Annotated in this window: 14 protein-coding genes; 9 read left to right on the top strand and 5 right to left on the bottom strand. The window is 63.3% G+C overall.

Annotated elements, in window-relative coordinates; translation table 11 throughout:
* Nucleotides 1-152 precede the first annotated feature (152 nt).
* Nucleotides 153-782 carry a hypothetical protein gene (locus YQ44_RS14110; RefSeq protein WP_071323920.1) on the top strand — a complete coding sequence of 210 codons (630 nt, stop codon included), beginning with the start codon at nt 153-155 and terminating at the stop codon, nt 780-782.
* A gap of 22 nt (nt 783-804) precedes the next feature.
* Here YQ44_RS14110 and YQ44_RS14105 read toward each other — a convergent pair whose 3' ends face one another.
* A complete protein-coding gene (locus tag YQ44_RS14105; protein ID WP_083411840.1) occupies nt 805-1,653 on the bottom strand; it encodes a siderophore-interacting protein in 849 nt (282 codons plus the stop codon).
* A 93-nt stretch (nt 1,654-1,746) separates the two neighbouring features.
* Between YQ44_RS14105 and YQ44_RS14100 the strand changes: the two genes are divergently transcribed.
* Nucleotides 1,747-2,343, top strand: a complete 597-nt coding sequence (locus YQ44_RS14100) for a TetR/AcrR family transcriptional regulator (RefSeq protein ID WP_156894835.1) — start codon at nt 1,747-1,749, stop codon at nt 2,341-2,343.
* 18 nt (nt 2,344-2,361) lie between these two features.
* Here the strand turns inward: YQ44_RS14100 and YQ44_RS14095 are convergent, their stop codons facing one another.
* Nucleotides 2,362-3,462 carry a tryptophan 7-halogenase gene (locus YQ44_RS14095; protein ID WP_071323918.1) on the bottom strand — a complete coding sequence of 367 codons (1,101 nt, stop codon included), beginning with the start codon at nt 3,460-3,462 and terminating at the stop codon, nt 2,362-2,364.
* Nucleotides 3,459-5,336: a LodA/GoxA family CTQ-dependent oxidase gene (locus tag YQ44_RS14090; protein ID WP_071323917.1), complete on the bottom strand. Its 1,878-nt coding sequence runs from the start codon at nt 5,334-5,336 to the stop codon at nt 3,459-3,461. The genes YQ44_RS14095 and YQ44_RS14090 overlap by 4 nt, the downstream gene beginning before the upstream one ends.
* Nucleotides 5,337-5,693: 357 nt before the next feature.
* Here YQ44_RS14090 and YQ44_RS14085 point away from each other — a divergent pair, with 357 nt between their 5' ends.
* Complete coding sequence (locus YQ44_RS14085; RefSeq protein ID WP_071326501.1) at nt 5,694-6,434, top strand: hypothetical protein; 741 nt, start codon at nt 5,694-5,696, stop codon at nt 6,432-6,434.
* Here the strand turns inward: YQ44_RS14085 and YQ44_RS14080 are convergent.
* Both YQ44_RS14080 and YQ44_RS14075 read right to left on the bottom strand, forming a co-directional pair.
* Nucleotides 6,395-6,796, bottom strand: coding sequence for a hypothetical protein (locus tag YQ44_RS14080; protein ID WP_071323916.1), 402 nt, complete (start codon nt 6,794-6,796; stop codon nt 6,395-6,397). The two genes, YQ44_RS14085 and YQ44_RS14080, sit on opposite strands and share 40 nt — an antisense overlap.
* 11 nt (nt 6,797-6,807) lie before the next feature.
* Nucleotides 6,808-10,077 (bottom strand): nSTAND1 domain-containing NTPase, encoded by a 3,270-nt coding sequence (locus YQ44_RS14075; RefSeq protein ID WP_071323915.1) that lies wholly within the window; start codon nt 10,075-10,077, stop codon nt 6,808-6,810.
* A gap of 381 nt (nt 10,078-10,458) precedes the next feature.
* On the opposite strand from YQ44_RS14075, the gene tssB reads away from it, so the two are divergent.
* The 6 genes from tssB (at nt 10,459) to YQ44_RS14045 (ending at nt 16,019) form a co-directional block, all read left to right on the top strand.
* Nucleotides 10,459-11,016, top strand: coding sequence for a type VI secretion system contractile sheath small subunit (gene tssB, locus YQ44_RS14070; RefSeq protein WP_071323914.1), 558 nt, complete (start codon nt 10,459-10,461; stop codon nt 11,014-11,016).
* A 47-nt stretch (nt 11,017-11,063) separates the two neighbouring features.
* Nucleotides 11,064-12,551 carry a type VI secretion system contractile sheath large subunit gene (gene tssC, locus YQ44_RS14065; RefSeq protein WP_071323913.1) on the top strand — a complete coding sequence of 496 codons (1,488 nt, stop codon included), beginning with the start codon at nt 11,064-11,066 and terminating at the stop codon, nt 12,549-12,551.
* A 76-nt stretch (nt 12,552-12,627) separates the two neighbouring features.
* The gene (locus tag YQ44_RS14060) at nt 12,628-13,113 is read left to right on the top strand and encodes an Hcp family type VI secretion system effector (RefSeq protein WP_071323912.1); all 486 of its coding nucleotides are present in this window, start codon (nt 12,628-12,630) and stop codon (nt 13,111-13,113) included.
* Nucleotides 13,114-13,299: 186 nt separating this feature from the next.
* Nucleotides 13,300-13,980, top strand: coding sequence for a GIY-YIG nuclease family protein (locus tag YQ44_RS14055; protein WP_071323911.1), 681 nt, complete (start codon nt 13,300-13,302; stop codon nt 13,978-13,980).
* A gap of 180 nt (nt 13,981-14,160) precedes the next feature.
* Complete coding sequence (locus tag YQ44_RS14050; RefSeq protein ID WP_071323910.1) at nt 14,161-14,685, top strand: hypothetical protein; 525 nt, start codon at nt 14,161-14,163, stop codon at nt 14,683-14,685.
* 125 nt (nt 14,686-14,810) lie between these two features.
* Nucleotides 14,811-16,019 (top strand): hypothetical protein, encoded by a 1,209-nt coding sequence (locus YQ44_RS14045; RefSeq protein WP_071323909.1) that lies wholly within the window; start codon nt 14,811-14,813, stop codon nt 16,017-16,019.
* Nucleotides 16,020-16,081: the final 62 nt, after the last annotated feature.

Genomic DNA, 16,081 nt, shown 5'->3' with positions numbered 1-16,081 from the left:
GACATTCCCGCCCTGGCTGACATCGCATGAACGCCAGCTCCATGGGCATGGCATGTGCATGCAGCAGGCACCGGCGCTGGAGGAAATCGCGGACTCGTCCCCCCGGCGCTGTTTTTCCCGAGTCCGCGCAGGGCCTGAGCAAGGAGCAATTGATGGCTACCCGATTCAACGTCAACTTCAACGTGTCAGCGGACGAGCTGCAAGGCAAGACCGTGCTGGTCTTTTTGAAACCGCAGCAGCCGCAGCGCAATTACCAGATCCACGCCTGGCAAGTATTGACGGGATCGGCCGGCGCTACCGAATCGTTCGATTACGAGGCGCAGATCTCGACCGACGTGAGCAGCCCCGACGTCAACGACAGCAAGATCTTCTCGGGCCGCAAGAACGTTTTGCCGGGGCAGCTGCTGTCGGTCGTGAGCCCGAACGGCTTGTCGCCGCAGCTGCAGCCCGCCGCCACGTCGCTGGCACAAACCAAGCTGACGCCGCAGCAGTGCGGCGTGATCAACCAGACCAATCCCTACATCCAGTTCGACAGCAACTGGTATGTCAGCGGCAGGCCCGTCGTGAGCATGCCGTATGTCGATACGAACATGACGGTGAGCTTCGAGTACCTGCCCAATTTTTATTTCATGGTGGCCACGCCGCCCATGGTGGGCCAGACTTACATCGTGCAGAATTTCTCGGACATGACGCAGTACGTGATGCCGGACACGGCCACCGAAGTGGACGTCGCGCTGAGCCGCAACCAGGGCCTGTGGACCTTCGACTTCGCCGCCAGCTAAGGCGCCGGCACCCCGGGGCGGCTTAGACCTCGACCGCCAGGTCGTCGAAGTCGGCCAGGGTGCCGCCATTGGCGATCAGGCGGTCGAAACTCGCTCGCCGCCGCGCGTCGATTTCGGTATTGCTGACGCCGCGCTTCCAGTAGCCGGCCACCAGTACCTGTTCCTTGGCCAGGCCGGCCTTGATGCGGAAATGCTGGCGCAGCGCGCGCATTTCGTCGCGTTCGCCGGCGCCCCAGATCACATAATCGTGCGGATTGGCGAGCTTGCTTGCCTGGGCCGCCAGCGGGCCGTCCGGCGCCACATGCGCGCTGCCGAGGCGCTGCAGCTGCAGACCGGGCACGGCGGGTAGTTCGTCAAACGCCGCCGCATCATCCGTCACCACCCAGCCGATGCCGGCAACGTTGGCGGGCCATTGTTCCAGCATCGCGTACAGGGCGGGTATGCCCGTCTCGTCGAGGAAGAGGGCGACCTTGCGCCCGTTGCCATCGGCCACGGTGAACTGCGGGCGCGGCCCGGTGAGCCGGAAGGTGTCGCCCACGCGCAGGCCGGCGCCCCAGCGCATCATCGGGCTGGTGTGGGCATGCAGCACGATATCGAAGGTAAGCGCGGCCGTGGCTGCGTCATAGCTGCGCACGGTATAGATGCGCGATGTGCCACCATGGTCGGCTCCGTCCAGATGGATGCGGAAGGCCACGTTGGGCAGCGACCAGTTGGCGTCGTCGCCCGAGCGGGCCAGGCTGGCCGTGACGCGCAGCACGCTGGGAACGGGGCGCGCGATGGCGCTGACGGCGGCGGTGACTTCATGCAGGCTGCGGTCATGCTCGGCGCTGCGCAGCTGGCCGCTGGGTTGCTGTTCCGACATTTCTGCCATGGTATTGACTCCTTAGTCTTGGGTAATTAGTTTCATCATGCTAAACTAATTATCCAAAACCGACAACGCAGCTGCCGCCACGCAAAAATACATATGAATACTGCAACGCCTGTGACACGCCCCGGACCGCGCCCCGGGCGTCCCCGCACCATCACGCGCGAGCGCATCGCCGACGCCGGTATCGCGATGGGCTTGCCCAGCCTGACTTTTGTCGGCATCGCCGCCTTGCTCGGCGTCAGTCATATGGCGCTCTACAAGCATGTGGCGAATCTGGCGGCGCTCAAGCTGCTGGTTGCCGAGGAAATTTTTGTTCGTTGGGAAATGCCGGCTGCCGGCGACGATGGGCTGGACGCCTACCTGGTGCGCTTCAGTGCTTCGCTGCGGACACTTGTCAAGGCGCACCCGGGTCTGGCGCCGTATCTGCTGCGCCGCAAGGCAACGCCGCCCGTCATGCTGGCCAGGATCGATGCCCACCACGAACACGTCGCGCATGCCTACGCACTGCCCAAGGCCCGCGCCCGCTGGCTGCTGTCGACGGTGGCCTTGCACTGCGTGGCCCTGGCCGACACCGTGTATGCGCAGGCGGGCGATGAATGGGACGGGGAGGAGGCCGGGATCGAGGCCGAATTTGACCTGGGCATGCGCGCGCTGATCGTGGGCGCGCTTGCCCTGCCGATTGCATGGCCTTGAACGACTGGCGCCGGGATGTCAGGCGGTCCGCGCTTGCCGGCGCCGGTTCCAGAACGGCGCTGAGGGCCAGCGTGTTTCCTGGCCATAGCAGAATGCCAGGTGGCGCCGGTAAGCCGCGCCGATGGCCGCAAGTTCCCCATTGTAGTGGTGGAAAGCACCGGCATCGCCATGCAGCGTGCGGTCAGCGGCCTCGGCGGCGGCCAGGCCCGTGTACAGGGCGTTGAAGATGCCCTGCGACGACAAGGGGTCGAAGCTCAGGGCGGCGTCGCCGACGGCGAACCAGCCTGGTCCGGCGCCAGCGTCGAGGCTTGCCGAGTGGGCCGGTGTCGCCATGGCTCGCGTATCGGAGGCATAGTCTTGCTGTGCCAGCAGCGCCTGCAAGCCCGGCAGGCGCCGCGCCGCCGTTTCCAGCCAGCCGGTGTCGCGCAATGCTGCGCGCGGCAGCAAGTCGGCGTCCGTATGCAGGGCCAGCACGCGCCGCTGGCCGGGCAGGGGGGCGCTGTACCACCAGCCGTGCTCGCATGCCTCGATGTGCGAAAAACCGCGCTGCGACGGCGCCAGGTCGCGCCCATATTGCCAGACGGATATTAAACGGTCGCTGCGCTGGCGCCGCGCGCCGGCCTTGCGCGCCAGCTGTGCATTGCGCCCCGTGGCGTCGATGACGATGCGCGCGATGGCCTCGCACGTGCCGCCTTGCGTGTTCAGCCGCACGCGCCAGCCGTCGTCCCCGGCGGTCATCGCCGCGACACTGGCCGAGGCCAGCAGTGCGGCGCCGCGCTGGCGCGCCTCCTCGCGCAGCCACAGATCGAAGGTGCCGCGCGCCAGGTGCCAGCCATGGCCGTCAGGGTCGCTGAGGAAGTGGTGCTCCGTCTGCGCACCGTTCCACCAGGCACGGTTGCCGTGGTAGGGCGCATGGCCCTGGTGCAGGAAGGGTTCGAGCAACCCCATGTCCCGCAGCAGGCGCGCGGCGGCCGGCGGCAGCGATTCGCCGATGCGCGGCAGCGGCGCGGCCAGCCGGTCGACCAGCAACACCCGGTGCCGGCCCGCCAGGTTGAGCGCGGCCGTGGCGCCGGCAGGGCCGGCGCCAACGACGAGCACGTCGGCCTGCAGCACCGTCACAAACGGTGCCGCTGCAGGTGGCGCGCTTTTTCCGTCCCTTCCAGGTCGACGTCGACGAACTCGTCCGGTATGGCCGCGGCGGCGCGCAGCTGGTGCCTGCCGGCTATGGGCTGCGGCAAGTTCTCGACCTGCACGCTGGCCGGGAAGCCGCTCACGTCCGTGGGGCCGGGACGCACTTCCACCACGCCCACCTGGGCCAGGTCGGCGATCATGTTGTTGATCTGCTCTTCATAGCTGATGTTGCCCAGCGGGCGTATCCACGCGGCGCGCCGGGCGAACGCGGCCAGGCGTTCCTCGGCGGGCACTTCGCGGTTCATCAGCGTATCGTAGGCCAGCTTGCTCATCACCTGGTTGGGCACGCGCGCGGGCCAGAACGTGGGCACGTATGGATCGTAGTCGGACTGGTAGCCGGAGCGGCAACTGGCCGTGTCGGTCTGCCATGGCACGGCCATCCAGCGCGTGACGCCGCCGGCGATCTGTGCCGAGCAGGGGCTGCTGATATTGTCTGGAGTCAAGACGGCGCCGTAATCCGGCTCCACCCAGCCAGGCGGACGGTGCGCCAGGCGGAAGGGGGCGCTGTACATGCTGGCCTGGCGCATGGGCCAGGTCATTTCGCAACCGGGGTGGAAGGCGTCGGCCAGGCAGAATTCCATGGCCGCGCGCAGCAGCGTGTCCGGTTGCAGGGACAGTTCCACCTCGGCCAGGCTTTGCGGCGGAAGCTTGCCGGGCGCATAGTCGGCCGTGAACTCGCCGGCCGCCCACTGTTTAAGGAAACGCAATTGCAAGTTGCTCAGCGCGCAGTTCTGGCGCGGCGTGTCTGCCGGCGGGATGGCCATCGCGTCGCCATACAGCCACGGCCATGGCGATGGCGCCCAGGCGTCGCGCTCAAACTGGCGGAACTGGTTATAGATGACCGTGCGCCATTCCTTGCGGTTCTCGGACGGACTGGCCAGACGCGCCATCCACTCGTCGCGGCTGAACGGCGTGCTGCCATCCCAGCCGAAGGCGGCGGCGAAGCCGGCGTTGACCCATTGCAGGTTGGACAGGCGCTCGAAAATGGGGCGGATATCATCCTGGAATGAGGGAACGGCGGGCGCCGCCAGCTTTCCTTCGGAAACGAACAGGTCGCGCATCAAATCCCACATCGTGCGGACCGATTTTTGCTGCGGCGCATAATCGGGCGGCGCGACGACCACCCAGGCCATGTCGACGGGCAAGGCGCTGCCCTGGTAGCGCACGCTGGCGCAGACGGGGCCGTCTGCCGTGTCGTCATGCCAGCCTTCATTGTTGGCAAAGGTGATGGCGCGCGCGCCATTCCAGGAAGCCGACTTGCCGTGGCCGCCCAGCACGATCAGCCGTCCCATGGCATCCGTGCGCAATTCGCCCAGGTAGACGCGCTGGCCCATGAAGCTGCCGCTGTCGAAGGCCACGGCCGGCTGTTCGCTGCCGCTGATCTTGCGCTCGCCCGGCGTGATGGCCAGCAGCGCGCGGTCGGTGACGGCCATGTTGCGCAGGAAGGAGGGCTGGGTGGCATTGGCTTCCGGAATGTCGAGCGCGATCTGGAACTGGTACCAGGCGGCCTTGGTGTTGGCCAGCGTCACCGACCATTCGATGTCGGCATTGCTGGCGTTTAATTCGGCCACCGCGACGCCCGCCGCGTTCAGGCCGTAGATACGGAAGCCCGCCGCCTGGCGCTTGATCGCTCCGGCCGCATCGCGGTAATAGCCGGCCGGCCTGGGGGCCGGCTCCGGTACTTCCGGTCCCAGAAAGTATTCCGTCGGGCTATTGCCGACGCGCGCGATGCCGATCGGCGGATAGATGGCTGCCTTGACGATGCGGGTATCTTGAGGGGGAGTAAGCGAGGGGCCGGACATGATATTCCTTTCCAGGTGGCATTACAGGGAAGGAAAATATACCGCATAAAATCTCGCCCAAATACGCACATAGTCACCGCATCGGGCATTTCGCGCGGGACATTTTCACGCCCGTGGCGCAAGCCCCTGAACTTGTCCGGGCAGGGACTGGATCGGCGGAAAATGTTTTTTTGCCGCATCTGCGAAGCGCCTGGCCCGGGGAAATCCCACCGTAAGGTGATCGTAAGGTAAGAATTCCAGGCTTCCATTAGAGTAATTTCCAGCACGCAACAAGTGCATCGCGGAAAATACTTCTCATCGGAATCTCTCATGAATGCTCGACTCCAACTGGCGGCAGACGCCAGCGATGTTTCTTTTATGCAAGATGCTGTATGGCAGTCGGTACGGCAATTGCTGGCCAGTCCCACGTTCGCCAAGGCGCCGCGCATGTGCCGCTTGCTGTCGTTCCTGGTGGAGAAAAAACTCGGCGGGCTCGAGCATCAGATCAGCGAGTATGCGATTGGCCTGGAAGTGTTTCGCCGCGACGCGCATCTGTACGACACCAGCCTGGATCCCGTCGTCAGGGTGCAGGTAGGGCGCTTGCGCGGCCGGCTGGCGGCCTATTACAAGAGTCTGGCGGCCGTGCCCGAGGTGCAGATTAGTATCCCGCTGGGAAAGTATGTCCCGCAAGTCACGCAAAGGAGGGCGTCGTTCCAGTCCCTGGACCAGCCACCTCCGCTGCAAATGTTGTCGTTACGTAATCTTACCTGCGATGGCAGCAGCAGTGTCTTTGTCAGCGGTCTGGAGGAAGAGTTGGGTTGCCGCTTGTTCCAGGCTTTCGGCAGTGGCGTGCTGTTGCCGGACATGGCGCCGGCCTGGCCCGGGGCCGGTGCCTTGCGTCCCGCGCAGCGGCTCGAAGGCAGCATCCGCGTCGAGCAGGGCCGCGTGCGCGCGTGCATGCGCTTGGTCGACGCGGCGGCCGGCCATATTGCCTGGCTATCGCAGTTCGACAGCCGGGGCGAGCTGGGCATGGCCATGCAGGAAGAGCTGGCCACGGCAATTTGCGGCCAGCTGCAGCATTACATTTCCGGACGGCCAGGCGGGATGTTGCCTTCCTGAGGATCGAACGATACTTCGATGCCGGTCAAGGCGTTGCGGTAGTTAATATAGAAGTTGTATGTGTCGAGCGTGGTGTAGGGGTTGATGGTCATCACCGACAGGTTGTACGCGCCCGCCACCTGCGCCAGCACGGGCGACGTGCCGTTTGGCGAAGTGTTGACAATGGTCCAGCCATTGCGCGTGGACTCGTAGTCCAGGAGGAACAGGCAATAGGTCGCCTGCTTGCTGGTCAGGTCGCAAATCGGGGATTGCTGATAGGTCAGGCCGGTGATGGGCGACCAGTAGCTGTACCGCACTTGCGCATTCTGATCGTTGCCTATGATGGAGATGGTGATGGTACGCTGCGGTGTAGTAAATGCCATACGATTCCTTCTTAACGAGTGGAGATGAATTGGACATACGAGTGTTCGCGATAACCGATCTGCTTCAAACGGTCGGCCGCCAGCTGGACTGCCTCCTCGTTCTGCAGGCAGGCATTGACGCGTACCCAGGGATCGAGGATTTGATGGTTCATCGTTAAGGCGCCTTCCTCTTCGATCATGCCATACGCTTGTTTACATGTCATCATTAATGATATGAAATCTTTTTGTTCCTGCTGAAGCGTCGCCAGCAGCAGCAAGGTTTCGATCAGGGCCAGCCTGCCGCTCAGGCTGGATGGGTTGCCGGCGTATAGCTGCTGCAGCGCCGCGCTGGCCCTGTCGATTTCCTGCCGCGCCGCTTCCGCCTTGCCCGTCGCCCGCAGCGCCGCACCCATGCGCGCGCGCGCCAGCGCCTCGCGGCGCGCCCAGGAGGCGTTCTTCGGGTCCAGGGCCAGCATCGTTTGCAGCCGTCCATGCACGGCCGTCAGCCTGGGCAATACCTTGGCCGCCGGCGTGCCGCGGGCGATCACGCGCAGTTGCTCCTGCTCCAGGTTCGTCAGCTCTCCCTGCCAGGCCCGGTTGTTGCGGTCCTGTCCCACGATCTGCGTAAACAACTGTTTCGCTTCATCGTAGTCGCGCAGGGCATCGGCATCCATGCCGCGCGCCACGCCCAGCATGGCCCGATGCTGCAAGGCGCGCACCAGGCGGTAGATCCACATCGATTCGCCAGGGAAACGCTCGCGCAAGTCCAGCGCCAGCTGCATTTCGTGCGCGTACAGCTGTTGCGCCTCGTCCAGCTCGCCCAGCGATTCCTTGGCCGACGCCAGCCAGGAATAGCTGTCGGCCAGCTCGGCGGCGACGCTATGCGAATCGGGCGCGTGTTCCAGCGCGCGCCGCTTCAGGGCGATCGATTGCAGGAACTGCGGCACGGCCTGCTGCGGCATGCCGCGCGTCTGCGCCAGCGCGCCCAGGTTGTTGTGGGCATATGACTGTTCCACCCACCATTCGACATTGTCGGGCTCCAGCCGGTGCAGCAGGTCGGCGAACTTCTGGTATTCGCGCCAGGCGTCTTCGGCCGCCTGCCAATTGTTCTGGTCCTTGTGCATCTGTCCCACCCAGTAGGCGTTCGCGCCCAGGTTCTTCAGCACCTGCGTATCTTGCGGCGCCATGCGGTGCTGGCGCATCAGGATGGTGTTGGCTTGTTGCAAAGCATCGATGGCGTGTTTCGAGTCGCCGCGTGAACGGCTCACTTCACCAATCACTTGCAAGCCTCTGGCGCGCAAGGTCAGCGCGTTCGGGCTCAGGTCGTCGTCCTGCGAACCGCTCAGGTAGCGCAATGCCTTCAGGCTGACCGACTCGAGGAATTCCAGCCGGCCCAGTGGCCGGAGCTTGTCGGCGAAGTCGCCCAGCATGAAATCCATCAGGCTTTCGGCCTCGCTGCGGCGCAATTCCGCCGTGCGCTTGGCCGCCAGCGCGCTCAGGCCGAGGATGGACGCCAGCAAGGCCAGCACGACGATCAGCGCCAGGGCCAGCACGCGCACGCGGTCGCGCTGGCGCGCGCGCCGCTCGGAACTGCGGATGAATTCGCTTTCCGGTTCCGTCAGCGTCAGCACGCCGGCTTGCCGCAATTCCTTCGCTTCGTCGAGCAATTTCCCTTGTGGCAACAAAAAATCCACGGGCCGGCCTTCGTCGCGCCAGCGGCCCGCCTGCTGCGCCAGGCGTCCGCGCGCCCGCAGCGCGCCGCGGTGGGCCGTGATCCAGTCCGTCATGCGCGGCCAGCGCCGCAGGATGGCATCGTGGGCGATGCCGAACACGGGCACGCCACCGACCAGGTCGCTGACGAACAGGCGCGACTCGACCAGCGCGTCCATCGCCTGGCGCGCCGCCTCGCCGCGCAGGGCCGACCACGGCGCGCGCTGGCTGGTGACGTTCTCTTCATCGATCGACAGCACGCTGACGAGGGACATGATATGCGGCAGGAACGCTTGCTGGGCCTCGCTCATGGCCAGCACGACCTGTTCCGCGCGCAGTCCGATGGCGCCTTCGAGGTCGCCCAGTTGATGGAAGGCTTCGAAGCTCAGTTCGCCATCCTGCGTGCGCATGCGATACAGTTCCTGCAGACAGTATTGCAGCAGGGGCAGGGCGTCGGGACTGTCGGCCGCGCATTTGCACAGCACATCGTCGAGCCGCGCCAGCGAGACGGGGTCGATGCCGAACGTCAGCTTGGCCGCCGCGGCCGGCTTGCGGATGATTTCCGCAAAATCGCTGACGCCGGGCGGGCCCAGGTCGAAATGGCCGCCGTGGCGCTTGCCTTCCGTCAGCAGGGTGTATCTGGCGAGGCTGGGATAGAAATCATTGCGGCAGGCCAGCACCAGCACGGCGGCGCTGCTGCGGGCCAGCTGTTCCAGCGTGTGCAGGAAGGCGCGCCGCTCCGGCTCGCCGATGCGCGTGACATTGAACAGGGCCTCGAAACGGTCGATGAAGATGGCAAAGCGCGTGCCGGGCAGCTTCCGTTCGGCCAGCGCGGCGTCCAGCTCGGCGATGACGCTGGCACAGCCGTGCTCCAGGCGCGTGCCGAGGGAAACGGCATTGTCGCCAGGAAACGCCCAGCGGTCTTCCCATTGCAGATCCAGCAGCGCGCCCGCCAGCGCTGTAAACAGGGTCTGTTCGCCCTGGTCGATCAAGTCGAAGGTAGTGCTGGCCAGCAGGCGCAGCTCGGCGCCCGCGCGTTCGCCCGACAGGGCGGGCAGCAGGCCGGCCTGGATCAGCGAGGTCTTGCCCGAGCCGCTGGGGCCCAGCACCAGCATCAGGGCAAAGCCGCTGCTGACCTGTGCCTGCACGGCGTCGCTGAGCTGGCGGATGCTTTCGTCGCGCCCGAAAAACACGTCGGCGTGGCTTTCATCGAAGGCCAGCAAGCCGCGAAACGGCGAGCCGGCGCCCCAGCTCTTGCGCGCGGTATTGCCCGGCAAGTCGAAGTCCAGCGGCGCCAGGGCACGGTAGCCGCGCTTGCGTATCGTCTCGATGTAGACGGGAGACGTGGCGTGATCGCCGAGAAGGCGGCGCAGTTGCGCGATATTCTTGTGGACGGGACTGTCGCCGTACAGGGTGCTGCCCCAGCACCGCTCCAGCAGTTCGTCCGCGCTGACGATATCGCCCTTCGCCATGCACAGCGCCAGCAGCACATCCATCGTGCGCGGTTCCATCTGGCGCCGCTCGTCCGCGTTCTCGATGCTGTTGGTGGAGGGATGGACGAACCAGGCACCAAAGCGAAACCGGTTTTTCATGCGGCGGCCGGGTGCGGTGAAGGAAGCAGGGCGGAGGCACGCAAAGCAGACATGATGATGTGTTTCTGTAATGCAATTTTACTATCTTAGCACGATTTTTCTTGGCCGCAACAGCGAAATGGACGTCTTTTGACGGCTGTCTGTTTCGCGTAACAGCGGCGCGTAACACGGCGCCCAGGCGACACATGGGTCCGAGCCTGATACCACGTTGATACTTGTGTTACGCCGCGGCGCAGTCCTACCATCATTTCCGAACTACCCGATTTACAACATGTGTGGACGGTGTTTTCAACGGTTGGCCCGGGCTTGCGCAAGCTGTGCGGCGCTTCACCCACCCACCTGGCCGTCTCTCCGCTGCATAAAATTTCTAGTGAGGGTGTGATGTCAGACAGCTTGCAAAAATGGGTGGGACGGAACCGTCCGCCGCGCGTCCAGATTACCTACGACGTGGAAGTGGGGGGCGCCATCGAGAAAAAGGAATTGCCGCTGGTGGTGGGCCTGCTGGCCGACCTGTCCGGGCAGCCTCTGGTGGCGCCACCGAAACTCAAGGCGCGCCGCCTGGTGGAAATCGACCGCGACAATTTCAACGAGGTGATGGCGAAGATCGCGCCGCGCCTCGACCTGTCCGTGCCCGATACCTACAAGAAGGACGGCAACCTGAAGATCGAACTGAACTTCAAGCAATTCGACGATTTCCATCCCGAAGCCATCACCAGGCAAATCCCGCGGCTGGCCAAGCTGCTGGAAGTGCGCCAGCAACTGCGCGACCTGCTGGGCAAGCTCGATGGCAACGACGAGCTCGATTCCTTGCTGGAAAATATCGTGCAGAACACGGAAGAGCTCAAAACCTTGCAGGCGGAAGGCGGCACGGCCACCCCGGCGGCCACGGCCGCAGCACCTGAAGCGGCTGCCGAGAGCACCGAGCCCGCCGCATCCTGATAGCGCCCACGCGCTGTTTTCTCCCACATTCAGAGAAAGAAACCATCATGGCCAGCAAGCAAGCGGTACAGGCCGGTGCAAGCACTACCAACGAGGAACTCAGCCTGTTGGATCGCATCGTCCAGGAAGGAAAAATGGCAGTCGAGCCATCGCAAAACGCCTACGCGCGCACGCTCCTGGGGCAATTCGCCACCCAGGTGCTCGACGAAGGCATGAAAAAAGCGCCCGACAAGGGCATCGTCACCATGATCAACGAGCGCGTGGCGCAGATCGACACCATCCTCAGCGAGCAGCTCAACGCCATCCTGCACGACGAGCGCTTCCAGGCGCTGGAAGGCTCCTGGCGCGGCCTGCGCGACATGGTGATGGGCACGGAAACGGGCAGCAAGCTGAAACTGCGCCTGCTCAACGTGTCGAAAAAGGAACTGCTGAAAGACCTGGAAGGCGCCGTCGACCACGACATGAGCGTGCTCTTCAAGAAAGTCTACGAAGAGGAATATGGCACCTTCGGCGGCCACCCGTACTCGCTGTTCATCGGCGACTATTATTTTGGCCGCGATCCGCAAGACATGGCCCTGCTGCAGCGCCTGTCGAAAGTGGCGGCCGCCGCCCACGCGCCGTTCATCGCCGCCGCGTCGCCGTCGCTGTTCGACATGGCCTCGTTTACCGAGCTGGGCGTGCCGCGCGACCTGTCGAAGATCTTCGAGAGCGCCGAGTTGACCACCTGGCGCGGCTTCCGCGAAACGGAAGATTCGCGCTACGTGGCCCTGGTGCTGCCCCGTTACGCGGCACGCCTGCCGTACGGCGCCAAGACCAACCCGGTCGAATCGTTCGCCTACGAGGAAGACGTCGACGGCAAGGACCACGGCAAATACCTGTGGGCCAACGCGGCCTACCAGCTGGGCTTGCGCATCACGGATTCCTTCGCCAAGCACAGCTGGACGACGGCCATCCGCGGCGTCGAGGGCGGCGGCAAGATCACGGGCCTGACGGCGCACTCGTTCAAGACGGACGATGGCGACGTGGTGCTCAAGTGCCCGACGGAAGTGGCGATCACGGACCGGCGCGAAAAGGAACTCAACGACCTGGGCTTCATCGCGGTGGTCAATTCCAAGGGGTCGGACATGGCGGCCTTCTTCGGCGGCCAGTCCGTCAACAAGCCCAAGCTGTACAACCTGGACACGGCCAATGCCAACGCGGCGCTGTCCTCGCGCCTGCCGTATGTGCTGGCCGCCTCGCGCTTCGCCCACTACATCAAGGTGATCATGCGCGACAAGGTGGGCAGCTTCCAGACGCGTTCGAGCGTGGAAAACTTCCTCAACAACTGGCTCAGCGACTACGTGCTGCTCAGTTCCAATGCCTCGCAGGGCGAGAAGGCGCGTTTCCCGCTGTCCGAAGGGCGGGTTGACGTGACCGAAGTGGCCGGCAAGCCGGGCGCCTACTCGGCCACCGTGTTCCTCAAGCCGCACTTCCAGATGGAAGAGCTGACCACCTCGATACGCCTGGTGGCGGAATTGCCGGCCTCGGCCGCTTGATGGTCCTTTCCTAACGCACCTCCGCACGGCCGCGGCATGACGCCGCTGCCGCTGCGCTCACCTTACGGAGCTATTCATGTCAGACGTACTCATCCTTGATCTGGGCGCCACCATCAAGGGCAACTGCACCATCACCGGTTATGCCGACAAGATCATCGTCAGCTCGTTTTCCCACAACGCCTACCTGCCCATGGGCAACGACGCCGGCAACACGGAACGCACCATGGGCCGTGCCGTGCTGTCGGAAATGTCGTTCTCCAAGTCGTCCGACCTGTCGACCACGGAACTGTTCAAGGCTTGCACCCAGGGCACCAAGATCGGTCCGGCCAAGCTGAACATCGGCCGCGTGGAAAACGGCGTCTACATGAACTTCATGACCTACGTCATGGACAACGCCATGATCTCGCAAATGAGCTGCAGCGGCGGCGGCGGCATCCCGAACGATTCGTTCTCGATCAATTTCACCAAGATCAAGGCCGACTTCACGCAGCAGAAGACGGATTCGACGTCCAAGGGCACGGGCACGTGGAACTGGAACCTGGAGACGATGAAGGCGGATTGATCAAGCGTCGCCGACAGAGGGCCATCGTGCTGCTGGCACCCTGTTTTCCACAGGCCGGCAATCCGGCAGGGCCAGCATGGCCCGCCATCCGTGTGCCAGATGCCCCGGTGTGCCGAGGGGGTGGGCAGCCATTTGGCATGCGCCGGGCAGGCGCGGCTATCCGGGACAGGATAATGAAGGGTGCACATGGGCTACATCAACTTTGACCTATCCAATGCGGGAAGCCTGCACACGCTCGCATCGGCGGGGGCAGGCCTGGCCGGCGCATTGCCAGCGGGTGTGCCGGGCAATGGCGGACTCTATCTGATTTACAACCAGGCCAACGATAACCGCTATATCGGCAAATCCGGGAACCTGCGCCAGCGCTTTGACGGCCGGATGCTGACAGTCAATGAATTCGGTTTGAGCCAGGGAAATCTGGCGAATATCGGCGTCTTCTGGGGGGAAGTCGATACCTGGAACACGCCCGCACCCATCATGGGCGCACCCGCGCCCTTGATCAACACCCTGGTGGCACCTGTCGCTCCGGCCGCCATGGGTTTCCAGGTGATCAGAAATGCCGGCGGCGCACCGCTACCGCTGCCAAACGCCGTGATAGGGGCAATGGGCGGTGCCATCAATTATGCGGCTCCCCAGGTGATCACTGCGATTGATGGAGTCAACGTGAATGTCGAAGCATTATTAATTCGCTTCTTTCGCCAGGCAATCGGTGTCGGCGGCACGTTTACAAATGGTGTCTACATGGGGCCCTTCACCAACCCGACCAACCATGAATTGATCGTTCAGGTGGAATGGGCGGCATGTCCCGTCGTGAATGTGCCGGCGGCCCACTACTGTATTGCGATTCCAGCCCATGGCGCGTTTTGAATCTTCGTGGGCGCAGTTCCAACATCCGACATGACCCGGGCTGGATGTCCGGATGCCGGGTCTGACCCCGGTGAAGGGGGCGGTGGAAGCTGGCAGGCAAGCGATGAGGTAATGCTCCATCCCTTTCTTTCACTGAAGCGGGCTTCGCCGCTTCACGGACATACACTGGAGAAATGATACATGGTTGCCAAATTAATCGTCGTCGCCGGCCATGCAGACGCCGTGATGCAACAAGCAGCCGAGGGCATGCGACGATGCCCGTTGCCTGACGCGTCAGAAAATACGTCGATTGAGCTGGAGACGGCGCCAGCACACTTGCTCAATACGCTAGATGACGATGGCACGCTGTACATCGATGCGCATGGCGCTGCGGGAGTGCCTGCCGACGTGCTACAGGCAGCGCAATTTTTCGGACAGGTGACGCCAGAACAGCTTGCACATTTGCTCATGTCCAAAGGTTTGAAGAGCACGTTTCAAGGGAAGATCGTATTGAACGGTTGTCAATCTGAAAACGGCCATGGCCTGCAATATGTATTGCGCTTTCAATATGCCATGGCAACGCGCACGGTACTTTGCAGTGTCAAAGGCCATGCCGGCGCAAGTCAGGTCAATGAAGGCGGCAAGGCAGCCGTTCGTGCCCCCACGTACGAGAGTGACGGCGGTGCTGCGCGTGCGCATCGCAGCCAGCGCCTTGTTACGCGCTGATTACACGCTGATAAAACAAGCGGATGCGGGCCACGGCAAGCGTTCCCGTATGTGTTCATGGTGCCTGTGCTGCTCCCGTCCAGGCGTCCCAGGCAGGTTGCTCATTGATTGATTAAATTGCATCCATGTATAAAATCCCCATCACATTCACCCCGGACGAGCGCAAGGACAGGGCGGTCATCTGTGACCGTTTCAAGGATTGCCTGGCGGCGCACAGGGATGGCCCGGTTTTCGTCATCGGCAGCTGGCAAACCGGTGATTTTTGCCATATCTACGCGGCGGCGATTCACCATTTCTCGGTCGATCCATCGAGGCCATTTGCGATACTGCTCGTGGTAGCGGAAGAATTTGGCGCGGCAGGCCTGTTCAACGATATTCATTTCGCGATACAGCCGATTCTCAAGGTCGGCAACCGGTTTACCCTGTACCACACGGACCCGCTCACGAAGAACTGGGCGATGGTGGGTATGTCGGCGGTGGCAAATCTCGACAATGCCCGCACACCGTATGACGCCACGTTCTATGCGAAAGACGCGGTGCAGCAGATGGCCAGGGGCCAGCCTTTGAGTCCGGTCTGGGCCGATATCGTGCGCGGCGGGGAACAAGTGCAGTCCAAGGCCTACAACGACATCTGCATGTCGTTCATGCAGGAATACATAGACCGTTTCGGCAGGTCCACCGGACGCGAAAAGTTCATCTGCATGTGGGGCCGCACGTCCGGCGCGCCGAATCCGTCGCGCGCACTGGGCGGCGCCAACCCGCACTATGATTCCTCCGAAACAGGCAATTTTCAGCTGTGCGCCGCGCTGTACGCGTTCTGTAACGTGAAGGCCATTTTTCTCGTGGGCGATGGTTTTAACGAGGAAACCGTGGCATTGCCCTTTGTCTTCAATCTCGGCGCATTCTGGAAGCGCAGCCGGCGGGAAGGCTTCATGGGGCGATTCCAGGAGAACGGTTTTTTCAATTACATGACCACCTTCTATGACTGCGACGTGGTGCACGTCGGCATGAAAAGCGGCGGCATGGACGCGCTGGGATTGTGGGGGCAGAAAGTGGTCTTTATGGATACCCTGACGTCGCCACAGGTAACGATCAACAGGGTCGAAGCCTGGCACACGCAGAATATTGTCCCGGTGACGATCAGTGCCATGCCGACCTCGATGGGCAAGGCGATCGAAGCGCAGCGGCGTCGTGATCCCACCGCATTCAAGACCACGTTTGGCAGCAAGGGCAAGGTGACTGCGATGGCCGAGATTGCATCAAAACTGTCGAATGCATTCAAGCTGGCCGACATGAAGAAAGTTGCGGCGGCAGTCATGCATCTGTTCGACTAGTCGCCCGGCTGTCCTTGATCCATCCGCCCGGCAACGACTCCCGTCCCTGATACCCACCTGTT

Origin of the sequence: Janthinobacterium sp. 1_2014MBL_MicDiv, assembly GCF_001865675.1 — a bacterium.
Lineage (GTDB): Bacteria > Pseudomonadota > Gammaproteobacteria > Burkholderiales > Burkholderiaceae_D > Janthinobacterium.
Note: the sequence above shows the minus strand (reverse complement) of the source record. Positions and strands in the feature narration are given on the sequence as shown.